The sequence below is a fragment of the Alkalihalobacterium sp. APHAB7 genome (genome assembly GCF_048323755.1).
Classification (GTDB): domain Bacteria; phylum Bacillota; class Bacilli; order Bacillales; family Bacillaceae_F; genus Alkalihalobacterium.
In genome coordinates, this window is sequence record NZ_JBLWFS010000001.1 from 32,239 (window position 1) to 47,081 (window position 14,843).

Consider the following 14,843-nt stretch of genomic DNA (forward strand, 5'->3'; position numbering starts at 1 on the left):
AATGAAAGTTATATTTCTTGCGGATGTAAAAGGTAAAGGGAAAAAAGGAGAAGTAAAAAATGTTGCTGAAGGTTATGCACGTAACTTCCTTTTCCCACAAAACTTAGCGGTAGAAGCTTCACAAGGGAATGTTAAGAACCTTGAAGCACAAAAGAAAAGTGAGTCAAAAAAAGCGTCTGAAGAATTAGCCGATGCGCAAAAATACAAGGAAGAACTTGAAAGTATCACTTTAGAAATAAAAGCGAAAAGCGGTGAAGGTGGTCGTTTATTTGGAGCTGTTTCTACTAAACAAATTGCTGAAGAGCTTGCAAAATTGAAGAAAAAAGTAGATAAGCGTAAAATTATGCTAGATGATCCAATTCGTGCGTTAGGCTATACGAATGTTCCAATTAAAATTCATCCTGAAGTCGTTGCTACTGTTAAGGTTCATGTAACCGAACAATAAAACATGGTATACGAAAACAGCCAAACAATAAAAAACAATATACAAAAATGGTTGATTTTAATAATCAACCATTTTTGTGTTTTATGGTAGAATATATGTCTAAGATGAATAGAAAAGAGACGGTTATAAAGTTGTATAGTAACTAAAAATCATATAAACAGAAATAGATATGTTTTCAAAAGTGTTGAGTTCAGGAGAGGAGGATTTTAATGAGTGATTTATTTGCTGACCGTACCCCTCCCCAAAATATTGAAGCGGAGCAGGCAGTACTTGGTGCCATTTTTATAGAAGAACAGGCTTTAGTTACTGCCTCAGAACGGTTAATACCAGAAGACTTTTATCGATCGGCTCATCAACGAATCTATGAGGTTATGCTTAGTCTCGCAGAAAAAGGAGAGCCTGTTGACCTAATTACTGTAACCTCAGACTTACAAGACCGCAATTGGTTAGATGATGTAGGTGGAGTTTCTTATTTAAGTGATCTAGCGAATGCCGTTCCAACAGCATCGAATATCGATTATTATAGTAGAATTGTCGAGGAAAAATCGCTATTAAGAAGACTAATTCGAGTGGCTACAAATATTGCTGCCGATGGTTATACGAGTGAAGATGAAGTAGATGCGATTTTAGATACAGCAGAAAAAACAATTCTTGATGTCGCCCAGCGTAAAAATTCAGGGGCATTTATAGCGATAAAAGATGTACTTGTTGAAACGTATGATCGAATTGAAGCGCTCGAAAAGCAAAGTGGAGAAATTACAGGTATTCCTTCAGGGTTCGTCGAACTTGATCGGATGACAGCCGGTTTCCAACGTAACGATTTAATCATTGTTGCTGCCCGTCCATCGGTAGGTAAAACCGCTTTCGCCTTAAATATTGCGCAAAATGTCGCGACAAAAACAGATGAGAATGTTGCCATCTTTAGTTTAGAGATGTCAGCTAGTCAGCTAGTTCAACGTATATTATGTGCGGAGGGAAACATTGATGCACAAAAGATGAGAACGGGACAGCTAGAACCTGACGATTGGCAAAAGTTAACGATGGCGATGGGGAGTCTGTCTAAAGCAGGGATTTTTATTGACGATACACCTGGTGTTAAAGTTAATGATATTCGAGCGAAGTGTCGTCGTCTCAAGCAAGAGAAAGGCTTAGGCATGATCTTAATTGACTATTTGCAGCTTATTCAAGGAAGTGGAAGAGGCGGCGAAAATCGTCAACAAGAAGTATCTGAAATTTCTCGTACATTAAAGGCGATTGCCAGGGAATTAGAAGTTCCAGTAATCGCTCTTTCGCAGTTATCACGTGGTGTAGAATCTAGACAAGATAAACGACCGATGATGAGTGATATTCGTGAATCGGGAAGTATCGAGCAGGATGCCGATATCGTTGCCTTTTTATACCGTGATGATTACTATGATAAGGAATCTGAGAACAAAAATATTATTGAAATTATTATAGCAAAGCAACGTAACGGTCCTGTTGGAACAGTCGAACTTGCTTTCGTAAAAGAATACAATAAATTCGTTACCTTAGATCGACGTCATGATGAAAGCAGTATTCCACCAGGAGCATAAAAATTAAAGATTGACAGTACCTTAGAGCACTACAAAACCCATGCTAACGATAGCATGGGTTTTGTAGTGCTGAGGAAAACTGATAATATAAGTTAATTTTATTGGATGATGTTTGATTCATCATCGATGTATTTTTTAAACGACTTAAGTAGCGAGTCTAGCAAGTTTTAACGAACAAATTATTAAAAAATATTTAATAATGTTCGTGTTTTATTGACTTTAGGGATGTAAATTGATAAACTATCTATGGTTTGAGTAAGATCATTAATATTTACACAATATATACATAAAGGTGTAAAAGCAATTGTGGAGGTGCACATATGTCATCAGTAGTAGTTGTTGGAACGCAATGGGGAGACGAAGGAAAGGGTAAAATTACAGACTATCTTTCTGAAAAAGCAGAAGTAGTTGCACGCTATCAAGGTGGAAACAACGCAGGACATACAATTGTTTTTGGTGGAGATAAGTATAAACTACATTTGATTCCATCAGGAATTTTTTATAAAGATAAAATTTGTGTCATTGGGAACGGTATGGTTATCGACCCTAAAGCACTAGTCGAAGAACTAAAGTATCTACATGACCGAAATGTTGATACAAGCAATCTTCGAATTAGTAATAGAGCACACGTCATTTTACCATATCATCTGAAGTTAGATATCGTAGAAGAAGAGCGTAAAGGTGCAAATAAAATTGGAACAACAAAGAAAGGTATCGGACCTGCTTATATGGATAAGGCAGCGCGTATCGGTATCCGAATTGCAGATTTACTCGATCGTGAAGAATTTGAGCAAAAAGTGGAACGTAATTTAGAAGAGAAAAACCGTATGTTTGAGAAGTACTATGAAGTTGAAGGATTTAAAAAAGAAGACTTCCTGGATGAGTACTATGAATATGGTCAACAAATTGCGCATTATGTTTGTGATACATCTGTTGTTTTAAACGATGCATTAGATGATGGTCGTCGTGTACTTTTTGAAGGTGCACAAGGAGTTATGCTTGATATTGATCAAGGTACATATCCTTTTGTTACTTCTTCTAACCCAATTGCTGGTGGGGTTACGATCGGTTCTGGTGTAGGTCCATCAAAAATTCATCATGTAGTGGGAGTTTCAAAAGCGTATACAACACGTGTAGGGGATGGTCCATTCCCGACGGAACTTCATGATGAAATTGGTCATCAAATTCGTGAAGTAGGTAATGAATATGGAACGACAACAGGTCGACCGCGCCGTGTCGGTTGGTTTGACAGTGTTGTTGTACGACATGCTCGTCGTGTAAGTGGCCTTACAGATTTATCACTAAATTCAATTGATGTTTTAACAGGAATTAAAACATTAAAAATTTGTACAGCCTATAAATATAAAGGCGAAATTATTGACGAATTTCCAGCTAGCTTAAAAGTTCTAGCTGAATGTGAGCCTGTATATGAAGAGTTACCAGGATGGGAAGAAGATATTACAGGTGTTCGTTCTTTAGATGAACTACCACCGAATGCTCGCCATTATATTGAACGTGTATCTCAATTAACTGGTATTCCGTTAGCAATCTTCTCAGTAGGTCCAGATCGTAATCAAACAAACTTAATTCGTGGTGTGTTTGTTTAAACTTTAAAATTTTAGGCAAGAATAGGAGGTAAAAGCTTATTCTTGCCTTTACTTTTTATATAATAATCGGATATGCAGCAATCAAAAATGAGCTCTAAAAAAGACTTGAAATTGAGCCAGTTTTACAGTATTCTATTAAAGGTTGCTGAAGTGCTCGTCCAAATATTTTTTTAAAAGAAAAAGTTTTTTAAAAAAGTACTTGCTAACGAAAAATATTTATGTTAATATAATTCTTGTCGTTAAGAAACGACATCGAATATGAGAGCCATTAGCTCAGTTGGTAGAGCAACGAGCGTAGGCATCTTCGAACTACTACGAGTTGTTTCGACGCATCAAACTTCGAAGCAATGCTGGTAGAGGAAGAAACATCAATTTGAATAATCATCCTTAATCTAGGAGCCATTAGCTCAGTTGGTAGAGCATCTGACTTTTAATCAGAGGGTCGAAGGTTCGAGTCCTTCATGGCTCACCACTTTATTTAAAAAGTGGCCCGTTGGTCAAGCGGTTAAGACACCGCCCTTTCACGGCGGTAACACGGGTTCGAATCCCGTACGGGTCACCAATTTTACATTGAAAATTAAATATTATTATGGTCCCGTGGTGTAGCGGTTAACATGCCTGCCTGTCACGCAGGAGATCGCGGGTTCGATTCCCGTCGGGACCGCCATAATAAAAAGTTTGGTGATGATGGCAAAGAGGCCACACCCGTTCCCATGCCGAACACGGAAGTTAAGCTCTTTAGCGCCGATGGTAGTTGGGGGCTTCCCCCTGTGAGAGTAGGACATCGCCAAGCTTTTTATTTTTAGGCTCGGTAGCTCAGTCGGTAGAGCAATGGACTGAAAATCCATGTGTCGGCGGTTCGATTCCGTCCCGAGCCACCATTTTATTCTAGTGAGTTGTTATTTACCTTATAATGTTTGCCGGTGTAGCTCAATTGGTAGAGCAACTGACTTGTAATCAGTAGGTTGGGGGTTCAAGTCCTCTCGCCGGCACCATTTGGTTTATTGAGCGGAATAAAAAACAACAATTTAACATAATCATATATAGCGAGTCACGACAAATACACCCTTTAGATGGTGTTTTTTTTTGTTCTTAATAGGCAAAATCGGTGATAAGTTTATCAGCTATCTTTAGCAATGTTCATTTCGTTTATGATTATTACATAAACATTTCATTTTCAATTATCTGACACATTTTAAATAGCTTTATGTTAAAATGATAAAGGTTGTAGAAGTTTGTCTAATAGAGCAACTTTGGTTTTAAGGGAGTTTTAGGAGGATCTTATGAATCTGTTTAAATCGACAAGTGCCGAGGAAAGTAATAGGTTTAGGCACAATAACATAGTAGAAAAATGTAAAAGTTTTGTACATACATCAATATATAATGTAAAACTTGCTACTAGCGTAGCAACATGTTCAGCTTTATTGTTAGCAGCGCCTGCCGTCCTAGCTAATGAAAATAGCGATAGCTCATTAAAAACGATTTTTCATGTGTACGTAGATGGTGAAAGAATTGGTTCTATCGATGATATGGAAGACTATCAAAGTCTAGTTGATCAAAAGATTAGCCATTACACTAAACAATATGAATCACTTAATCTAATGATAGGCCAAGATGTTCAGTTGATTCCTGAACGAGTATTCCAAGTTAGAACGAAAACAGAAGAAACGATTGAAAAGCTAGATGAGCTTTTATCAGTAAAAGCTGAAGCTGTAGCAATACGTTTTGAGGATGAAGCGGTTTTATTCGTTGAGGAACAAGAAACAGCAGAACAGGCCTTACGTGAATTTAAATTACAGTATGTTTCAGAAGATGAGTTAGTATCTTATGAAGAGCGTACAGAAGATGTAGAGCACCTGGTAGAACCTGGTGTAGGTGAAACAGAAATTCAGGAGATTTCTGTTTCATCGGAAGTAGAATACGAATACGGACTAGCTCATCCAAGTGAGGTTTTATCAAAAGATGAAGCGATTAAAATGTTAAAACTCGGTACGTTAACTGAGGAAACGTATTCTGTCGGTGCAGGCGATGTTCTTGGGTCTATTGCGAGCAAGTATAATTTAACTACAAACGAGTTACTGGAGCTTAATCCTGATCTCACTGAGGATACACTTCTGCAAATTGGGCAAAAGGTTAATGTAACGGACTACAAGCCTATCATTACAGTTCTAGTAGAGAAGGTTTCAAAAGTCGAAGAAGACATCACTTTCCAGACAGAAACAAGAGAAGATTCGTCGATGTGGAAAGGCGACACGAAAATTGAGCAAGAAGGAAAACCAGGAAAACGGATTGTAAGTTATGAAATCGTAGAGCAAAATGGTCAAACGGTGAAGAGAAAAATTCTTGAAGAGGAAATTGTAGAAGAAGCGGTTAATCGTATTGTTATTAAAGGAACAAAACAATCGACTTCGCGTGGAACGGGTAATTTAGGTTGGCCGGCTGTTGGTGGTTATATTTCAAGTTACCAAGGAAACCGTTGGGGCCGTTTCCATAAAGGAATTGATATTGCACGTCCTAGCAATTACAATATTTTAGCGGCAGATAACGGAACGATCGTTTCAGCAGGATGGCAAGGCGGATACGGGAATACGATCCGAATCAATCATAACAATGGAGTTGAAACATTATATGCACATTTAGCTTCTATTGACGTTCGAGTAGGTCAAACAGTTGCTAAAGGTCAAAAAATAGGTGTAATGGGGACCACAGGAAATTCAACAGGAATTCACCTCCATTTTGAAGTTTATCAAAACAGTAAGCTTCAAAACCCAATGGACTATTTAAATCGTTAATATATACGGAGGCTGACTCATGGGTCAGCTTCTTTTTTTATACTGCACAAGAAGGGAGATGGCTCCTATTACGATATTTAAACATTAATATTTTAAATATCGTAATAGTTGGAAGATGCTCTAGTCTATATGTCGCTAAGCACCCACCTTCTGTATTTCGGTTATCCTAACGTTAGGCTTCAGCAACCAGGTCGCTTGGACTACGTCCACCGTCCGCTCTTTAATTATGGAACATCTGGGGAAAAGCTATATATCTACTTTTGTGAACAGTTAATATGTTAAAATATGAAGATAAGTAAAACGTAAACTAGGTTAGGGGCGATTAAAATGGATAACCGCATTCTCGTAGTTGATGATGAAAAACCAATTGCAGATATATTGAAGTTTAGTTTAGAAAAAGAAGGCTTCCATGTCATTTGTGCACATGATGGTAATGAAGCAATTGAATTAGCTCTGAAAGAAGTACCTGATTTGATTTTACTTGATATTATGTTGCCCTATAAAGATGGAATGGAAGTTTGCCGAGAAATTCGTAAAAGTCATGATATGCCGATTATTATGTTGACGGCAAAAGACTCTGAAATAGATAAAGTGTTGGGCCTTGAATTAGGGGCTGATGATTATGTAACGAAACCGTTTAGTACGCGTGAGTTAATCGCGAGAGTAAAGGCTAATTTAAGACGTCATAGTATAAAACCAGATGAACAGAAGCAGATGAAAGAGATTGTCGTTGGTGATTTAGTGATTAAGCCTGATGCTTACTTAGTCAAACGCCGTGGTGAAGAAATTGAACTAACCCACCGTGAATTTGAGCTCATTCATTATTTGGCAAATCACTTAGGTCAGGTAATGACAAGAGAACATTTACTGCAAGCCGTTTGGGGATACGATTATTTTGGAGATGTAAGAACCGTTGATGTTACGGTAAGACGACTTCGTGAAAAAGTAGAAGATAATCCTAGTTTTCCTGCTTGGATTATTACACGTAGAGGAGTCGGATATTATTTACGTCTTCCAGGGCAGGAGAATTAAGAATGGACAACAAGGTCGGTTTTTTTAAATCGATTCAATTTAAGCTGATTATTATTTATGTATTGTTGCTTTTTATTGCAATACAAATTACCGGTGTTTATTTTATTCGTCAATTAGAAGACCAACTCGTTAATAACTATCAAGAAATGCTAGATGAAAGAGCAAACTTACTAGCGTATAGCATCGAACAAGAGTTAACGAAAACGAGAGACGATAACTCATCACTTACTAGAGATATTAATGTGCTGCTAAGAGAGTTTTTTCCTGTAGAAAATTCGGAAGCTCAAGTCGTTGATATCAATAAGGTGGTTTTAGCGACTTCTAATGCTCAAAACCGCCATATTGTCGGACAACAAAGCACCGAAGTGAGAGTGAAACGTGCACTTCTCGGTTCAAAAGATGGAGCCACCTTACGTGATCCTGAGACAGGCCATCGAATGCGTGTCATTGGAATGCCCGTTCAGTCAAAAGAAGGAACAATTGGTGCCATTTATATCGAAGCCTCAATGGAAGAAATCTATGATCAAATCAAACAAATTAATAATATTCTTGCCAAGGGGACCGTCATTGCCATTTTCATTACGGCCATTCTTGTTATTTTGATTGCACGAACGATTACAACACCAATCATAGAAATGAAGAAGCAAGCGAAACGGATGGGGGAAGGAGATTTTTCTAGACAAGTTCAAGTTTACGGACGAGATGAAATCGGACAACTCGCGATGTCGTTTAATGATCTGACGTTAAAGTTGAAAGAAGCCAACGCGTCAACTGATCGTGAAAAGAAAAAATTAAGCTCTGTCCTAACGCATATGACGGATGGTGTGATTGCAACGGACCAGCACGGTAATATAATTTTAATGAACCAAAGAGCAGAACAATTGCTAGAAACGACGAGTGAAGAAGCTTATTCTCAACCGCTTCCAGAAGTGCTAAGGCTTTCTGAGACCTTTGCAGCAAACGAATTAGATGACTATAGTGAGTCTATTTTGCTTGATTTTAGTACAGAAGATCAAGAGTTTTTATTACAAGCGAGCTTTTCAGTCATTCAAAAAGATAATGGACCGATTACGGGGATCATTACCGTTCTTCATGATGTGACAGAACGAGAAAAAATTGAACAAGAACGAAGAGAATTTGTAGCCAATGTATCCCATGAGCTGCGAACACCATTAACAACAATGAAAAGCTATTTAGAAGCTTTAGAAGACGGTGCGATTGAAGATATTGAACTGGCGTCAAAGTTTTTAAATGTGACGCAAAATGAGACCGAACGGATGATCAGGCTTGTAAATGACTTATTGCAGTTATCTAAAATGGACAGTAAAGATTATCAATTCACGCTTGAAGAAGTTGATTTCAATCATTTTCTTCACAATATAGTCGATCGATTTGAAATGATTGCGAGTGAAAAAAACATCCATTTTGCCCGAACTATACCTAAAGAGCAAATGTTTGTTCAAATTGATAAAGATAAAATTACTCAAGTTATAGATAATATTATTTCCAACGGAATAAAGTACTCACCAGACGGAGGAACAATTGCTGTTCACTTGCTCCATCAAGGAAATAATCTTCGCCTCAGTATTTCTGACCAAGGTGTGGGAATACCTCGTGAAAGTCAGATGAAAATCTTTGACCGCTTTTATCGTGTAGATAAAGCGAGGGCGAGAAACATTGGTGGGACAGGCTTAGGTCTGGCCATTGCAAAAGAGCTCGTCCATGCTCACCGAGGTGAAATTTGGGTTGAAAGTGAGTATGGTGAAGGAACAACGATTTATTTTACATTACCGTACTCAAGTTTTAAGAGAGGAGAGTCCGATTATGTATGAGAACATTAAATCTGGGACACTTACGTTTCTCGTATTACTGAGCCTTGTGCTGACATGGCAAATTTGGACTTTCCAACCAAACTATGCGCTACTTCAAGATGCGGATTACGTCAATAATCCGAACTTAAATGAAGAAAGGACGTTATCGCAAGTTATAGTTCCAGAACAATTGGTTTTTCATGTCAATGGTGACCATTCTTTACTGTATAATACAGAACCACGCTTTCTGGAGTTCTATGAACAATGGCTGACGAGTCGAGTGGAAGAAATATCGTTAATGTCGAATATCACACTCAGCCAAGTGTTAGAAGAAGCGATTGAACTTGTTTTTCCAACAAAGATCCCAGGGGATGTATTTTTAAACTTGTTTGAAAATGTGGAAGAAGATTTCATTATGCCGATTGATAATGTGGAGCGAGTACTCGTATATCCAAATCGTGAAACAGATAAAGTTCATTATCGTGTCGTTTCTAGTCAAGAACACCGATTTCTAGATATAGAAACTTCATTTTCAACTAGTGATTTTGAGGAAAATTACATGGCACAAACTGATGAATTGTTGAAAGTTTTCGATTACACAGTAGGTTCACAAATGGGCCAATGGCGAAAATCACTGTATTTACCTGAAGAGAGCGTATATGTAGAAACGATTTCTTATACGGTCACTCCTGTTTTAGTTGACGTATTTAAGCAGCTGCTTTTTAATGATCCATTGTCAGCCAAATATTTTCGTCAGGCGAATGGCGATGAATCATACACAGATGGAAATCGTCTCATTCATATTATTAATAATGGCAATTTCATGGATTATATTAATCCGATTTATAGTGAAAACCCCGAGCGAGGAAGTCGAAATGTTATTGTAAGCAGTATTGATTTTATTAACGGCCATGGTGGTTGGACGGACCAATATCTATTAGACAATTGGGTTTCAAATGAAGGTAAGGAAGAAGCCAAATATCGGTTATGGCTAAACGGATACCCGGTAATTTCATTAGGTGATTATGACGTGATGAGTCTGCACGTGTTTCGAACAGGTAACCAAACATCAAGATATGTAAGACCTTTATTTGATTTAGACCAACAACCGATGGAATATGCAAGAACAATAGTAGAGTTACCATCAGGACACGACGTTATCAATCAGCTGGAACAGCGAGAGTACTTTGATCGAACGTTACTGCAGAAAATAACGATAGGCTATGAAATGAAAAAATGGAATGCATTCGTAACGATAGAACCGCATTGGTATATTTACTACGATAACGTGTGGCAAAAATTATCGTTTGATGATGGTATAGAACGTGAGGGTGACGATCATGGATTGGAGTAGAGCGAAAACGATTTTTATCATTACGTTTATCCTATTAAATAGCTTTCTTTTTTATCAGTTACGAGAGCTCAATCATCATAATCAAATTACAATGATTATTGAGGCGACCCTGCAAGAACGTCTAAACGAGATGAACATCATAATTGAAGACACGCTTGATGATGAAATACAATCTGGATTTTTAATTGTTGGTAAAAATGTTGTCATTTCAGAAGAAGAGGTTAGTGAATTAAAAGAACAAGAAATAACTTTCGTAAATGAAACAACGATGATTTCAAGACTCAAAGAACCATATCCGTTAGAGCAAGGCTCAATGAGTCAACAAGTGAAAAGTTTTCTCGAGGAATATGTTCTAAATGGAGACATGTATCGTTTTAGTCAACAAGATGAAGAACGTAATCAGTTGCAGTTTATGCAACAATACGATGAAAAAATCATGTATTCTTTCGATGAGGCCCCTCTTATTCTTCAATTAAATGATCAAAGTGAAATCGTAGCTTATCAACAAATGATGTACGAAGTGGATGAAACGGGTAGAGAACAAGAGTTTCTTTCAGGATTAAAAGCAATCGAACGGCTATTAAATGAACAATTAATTACGGCCAATCAAACGATTACCCAAGTTGATTTTGGGTATTATAGTTTCTTTAAACAAGTAGGTGATGTCCAAGTATTTGCTCCGATGTGGAGAATTTCTGTAGAGGGTGAGGACTACTTGGTCAACGCAATAGACGGTTCCGTACAGGACGTATTTTAAATGAATTCGATGAGATTACTGGAGTGAAAAAATATGACTTTGCAATACAGCGTCTTAGCTAGTGGGAGTTCCGGAAATGCCATTTATGTCGCTACTGAAAACCAGCGGATACTGATTGATGCTGGCTTAAGTGGAAAAAAAATGGACGAGCTCCTTAAAACCATTGGCTGCCAACCAAAAGAATTAGATGCCATTCTTGTGACTCATGAACATAGTGATCATATTAAAGGAGTAGGAATATTAGCAAGAAAATACAATCTTCCCGTTTATGCAAATGCAAAGACATGGCAAGCTATGGAGAAAGATTTAGGGACACTTTCATCCGAGCAAAAGTTTCATTTTGAACGAGAAGAAGTTAAATCATTTGGAGACCTTGAAGTCGAGTCGTTCGGGGTGTCTCATGACGCGGCAGAACCGATGTTTTATGTGTTTCACCATTCAGGCAAAAAATTAGTACTTGCGACAGATATGGGATATGTCAGTGAGCGAATTAAGGGAACGATCAAAAATGCCGATGCGTACATTTTTGAATCGAACCATGACATCAATATGCTTCGAATGGGGCGTTACCCTTGGAGTGTAAAGCGACGGATTCTTAGTGACGTAGGGCACGTATCAAATGAAGATGCAGCTCATGCTTTAGCTGATGTCGTCGGTGAACAAACATCTCGCGTATATTTGGCTCATTTAAGTAAAGATAATAACATGAAAGACTTAGCAAGAATGACGGTTAGTCAAATTTTAGACGAACGGGATTGTGGTCATGGCCATCAATTTTCGTTATATGACACAGACCCTGATAAGCCAACCGAATTGACAGCCGTATAAGTAAGTATTTTGCACTAGCAGATAAATAGTGCAAAAACAGGAGTGTAGACTTAATGTCTCACTCCTGTTTTTGCTTAATAAAGTGAAATTTTTACGAAACTATCATTCATCACTATCACTGTGTTAAAAAAAGCTTGAGCGAGAGGCATTTCAAAGTGGTTTGATAGCCTTAATTTTTGGGAAATCTAGTAGATAGTATGTGAAATATTCAAAAGTGTTGCTCTCATGTAGACTTTTTACTCAGGGCAAATATAATAAAATTAAAAGGCAGAGTTTTACTTACTATCGATAAAGGATGGTGGCAGACATGGGATATTACGATGAACACTATTCTACCGAAACGAGGCAGAACCGACGCAATGGAAAAGGGCTAGGTCTGTCAGCGTTTATTGGTGCAGTTATTGGAGGTTTAATGGTTCTTTTTTCAATTCCAGCTCTCTCACAAATGGGACTTCTCCCATTTGAAGTAGAACGAGCGAATGGACCGGTCTATGAAGTGATTGAAACTACACCAGATGGTTTAGAACAAACGGTCAATGTTTCTGTCAATACGGATATTACAGATGCCGTTGAAAAGGTATCTGATGCAGTTGTTGGTGTGATCAATCTCCAACAATCGAGCTTTTGGTCGGAAGATATAAATGAAGGTACAGGATCTGGCGTTATTTATAAAAAAGCAGATGGTAAAGCATTTGTCGTAACGAACCATCATGTGATTGACGGTGCTAGACAAATCGAGGTTAGTCTGGCAGATGGAACTCGTGTAGAAGCGAGACTTCTAGGCGCAGACGTGATTACCGACTTAGCCGTACTTGAAATTGCCGATGAAGGGGTGACGACAGTAGCTGAATTCGGTAATTCAGAAACGTTACGTGCTGGAGAGCCAGCCATTGCGATCGGAAACCCATTAGGTCTTCGTTTTTCAAGCTCAGTTACTCAAGGAATTATTAGTGCAAAAGAAAGAAGCATCCCTGTTGACCTGACTGGAAACGGGCAAATCGATTGGCATGCCGAAGTTCTACAAACAGATGCAGCGATTAACCCAGGAAACAGTGGAGGAGCACTGATAAATATAAAAGGACAAGTAATTGGTATTAACTCCATGAAAATTAACCAGAGTGCTGTAGAGGGAATTGGGTTTGCAATTCCAACAGCTGTTGCGGTGCCTGTCATTGAAGACCTCGAGCGCTTTGGTGAGGTGCAACGTCCGCAAATGGGAGTCGGCATTCGGTCATTATCAGAAATTCCAGGGTACCACTGGCAAGAAACATTAAAGTTGCCAGCAGAAGTGAAAGCAGGTGTATTTATTACAAGTATTGCACCAATGTCGCCAGCGGAGCGAGCAGGCCTTAAGGAATATGATGTCATAGTTGAAATTGATGGCACCGATATTGAGAATAGCCATGATTTACGAAAATACCTATATTCAAAAACACGAATTGGTGACGAAATTAGAGTAACCTATTATCGTGAAGGCAAGAAGGAAACCATACAATTAACATTAGCAGAACAACAAAGTTTTTAGTTGCTAAAAATAATGAACAATAAAGAGGCATTCGTCAAGAATGCCTCTTTATTGTTGTGTTTAGCTTTTTACTAAGTGGTCAGCTTTCCCTTTTAAAAAGTCCGGTTTAGCAAAACTCGGGCTAGGATATGTATAAAAGCCTTCTCCTGTTTCTCTTCCCAATTTTCCTTTATCGATATATTCTGTTTTAATAAAGTTAGCAAGCTTTTTAAGCTCTTCGTTACCCGTTGCTTGCGCTTTTGCATTGGTAATATTATAAGCGGTAGTCACGCCAACCACATCTAGAATAGCAAACGGACCAATAGGTGAACCGGTTCCAATCATCCATGTTTTATCAATCGTTTCTACGTCAGATACTTCATTGGCTAGAAGCATTTGAGCGGCTTCTAGGAATGGAACTAATAGAGAGTTTAAGATATAGCCAGGTTGCTCTTTATATAAAGGAAGAGCAATCATGCCGATTTCTGAAGCAAATAGAAGTACCTCATCAAATACTTTCATATCTGTCCCTGGATGCTTCATTATCTCTGCTGTATTGTTTCTCCAGATTTCGTTAGCAAAATGAAGTGCTAAGAACTTTTCTGGTCTGCCTGTAGCTTCTGCAAATTGACTAGGAAGGAACGTTGAAGAGTTAGTAACAAAAACAGCTTTTTCGGGTGCAACTTGTCCTAATTTCTCATAGAACTCTGTCTTGATGGATACCACTTCAGGAACCGCTTCAATTACAAGATCCGTATCTCTCGTTGCTTGAGGCAGATCCGTATAAAAAGAAATACGGTCACATGCTGCATTCACTTCTTCGTCAGAAGCCCCTAATTCTTTTTGATAGCGTAACTTTAGTTTTAAAAGTCTCGCCTTTCCTTTTTCAATCGCTTCATTATTAATGTCAAAGACAGATACATTAAATCCTTTAAATGCCGTTTGGAAAGCGATTTGACTACCTAACACACCACTACCTGCAACAGTAATATTGATAAAATTCATAATTTCGCTCCTTCAACTTTAGGCTGGTTTAAATAAATAGATTAATTTGAATAAATTTTACCATTTAATTGTTAGTTGGTGTACACAAAAATAGTAAGAGAGTTAAAAAGTTTATCCACAAGTAACGAGAGATA

Annotated in this window: 11 protein-coding genes, 5 tRNA genes and 1 rRNA gene; 16 read left to right on the forward strand and 1 reads right to left on the reverse strand. The window is 38.0% G+C overall.

Annotated features, from left to right (window positions below; all coding sequences use genetic code 11):
- The first annotated feature begins 1 nt into the window (after position 1).
- The 16 genes from rplI (at position 2) to ACNSTQ_RS00230 (ending at position 13,725) form a co-directional block, all read left to right on the forward strand.
- On the forward strand, positions 2-445 hold the full coding sequence (gene rplI, locus ACNSTQ_RS00155; RefSeq protein WP_418197842.1) for a 50S ribosomal protein L9: 444 nt from the start codon (positions 2-4) through the stop codon (positions 443-445).
- Positions 446-654: 209 nt separating this feature from the next.
- Positions 655-2,019, forward strand: a complete 1,365-nt coding sequence (gene dnaB / locus ACNSTQ_RS00160) for a replicative DNA helicase (protein ID WP_418197843.1) — start codon at positions 655-657, stop codon at positions 2,017-2,019.
- 320 nt (positions 2,020-2,339) lie between these two features.
- Positions 2,340-3,626: an adenylosuccinate synthase gene (locus ACNSTQ_RS00165; protein ID WP_418197844.1), complete on the forward strand. Its 1,287-nt coding sequence runs from the start codon at positions 2,340-2,342 to the stop codon at positions 3,624-3,626.
- 396 nt (positions 3,627-4,022) lie between these two features.
- Positions 4,023-4,098 (forward strand) — tRNA-Lys (locus ACNSTQ_RS00170).
- Between the two features lie 15 nt (positions 4,099-4,113).
- A tRNA-Glu gene (locus ACNSTQ_RS00175) sits at positions 4,114-4,188 on the forward strand.
- 29 nt (positions 4,189-4,217) lie between these two features.
- Positions 4,218-4,293, forward strand: a tRNA-Asp gene (locus tag ACNSTQ_RS00180).
- 10 nt (positions 4,294-4,303) lie between these two features.
- Positions 4,304-4,419, forward strand: a 5S ribosomal RNA gene (gene rrf / locus ACNSTQ_RS00185).
- A 12-nt stretch (positions 4,420-4,431) separates the two neighbouring features.
- Positions 4,432-4,507, forward strand: a tRNA-Phe gene (locus ACNSTQ_RS00190).
- A 38-nt stretch (positions 4,508-4,545) separates the two neighbouring features.
- A tRNA-Thr gene (locus ACNSTQ_RS00195) sits at positions 4,546-4,621 on the forward strand.
- A gap of 288 nt (positions 4,622-4,909) precedes the next feature.
- Positions 4,910-6,418: a peptidoglycan DD-metalloendopeptidase family protein gene (locus ACNSTQ_RS00200; protein WP_418197845.1), complete on the forward strand. Its 1,509-nt coding sequence runs from the start codon at positions 4,910-4,912 to the stop codon at positions 6,416-6,418.
- A gap of 327 nt (positions 6,419-6,745) precedes the next feature.
- Positions 6,746-7,450 carry a response regulator YycF gene (gene yycF / locus ACNSTQ_RS00205; RefSeq protein WP_418197846.1) on the forward strand — a complete coding sequence of 235 codons (705 nt, stop codon included), beginning with the start codon at positions 6,746-6,748 and terminating at the stop codon, positions 7,448-7,450.
- 2 nt (positions 7,451-7,452) lie between these two features.
- On the forward strand, positions 7,453-9,282 hold the full coding sequence (gene walK, locus ACNSTQ_RS00210) for a cell wall metabolism sensor histidine kinase WalK (protein WP_418197847.1): 1,830 nt from the start codon (positions 7,453-7,455) through the stop codon (positions 9,280-9,282).
- Positions 9,275-10,615 (forward strand): YycH family regulatory protein, encoded by a 1,341-nt coding sequence (locus ACNSTQ_RS00215; RefSeq protein WP_418197848.1) that lies wholly within the window; start codon positions 9,275-9,277, stop codon positions 10,613-10,615. The genes walK and ACNSTQ_RS00215 overlap by 8 nt, the downstream gene beginning before the upstream one ends.
- Entirely contained in the window at positions 10,602-11,372 is a 771-nt protein-coding gene (locus ACNSTQ_RS00220) for a two-component system regulatory protein YycI (protein WP_418197849.1), read from the forward strand. The genes ACNSTQ_RS00215 and ACNSTQ_RS00220 overlap by 14 nt, the downstream gene beginning before the upstream one ends.
- 33 nt (positions 11,373-11,405) lie before the next feature.
- A complete protein-coding gene (locus ACNSTQ_RS00225; protein ID WP_418197850.1) occupies positions 11,406-12,200 on the forward strand; it encodes an MBL fold metallo-hydrolase in 795 nt (264 codons plus the stop codon).
- A gap of 307 nt (positions 12,201-12,507) precedes the next feature.
- A complete protein-coding gene (locus ACNSTQ_RS00230; RefSeq protein ID WP_418197851.1) occupies positions 12,508-13,725 on the forward strand; it encodes a S1C family serine protease in 1,218 nt (405 codons plus the stop codon).
- Positions 13,726-13,785: 60 nt separating this feature from the next.
- Here the strand turns inward: ACNSTQ_RS00230 and ACNSTQ_RS00235 are convergent, their stop codons facing one another.
- Positions 13,786-14,709, reverse strand: coding sequence for a 3-hydroxyacyl-CoA dehydrogenase (locus tag ACNSTQ_RS00235; RefSeq protein ID WP_418197852.1), 924 nt, complete (start codon positions 14,707-14,709; stop codon positions 13,786-13,788).
- Positions 14,710-14,843 lie beyond the last annotated feature (134 nt).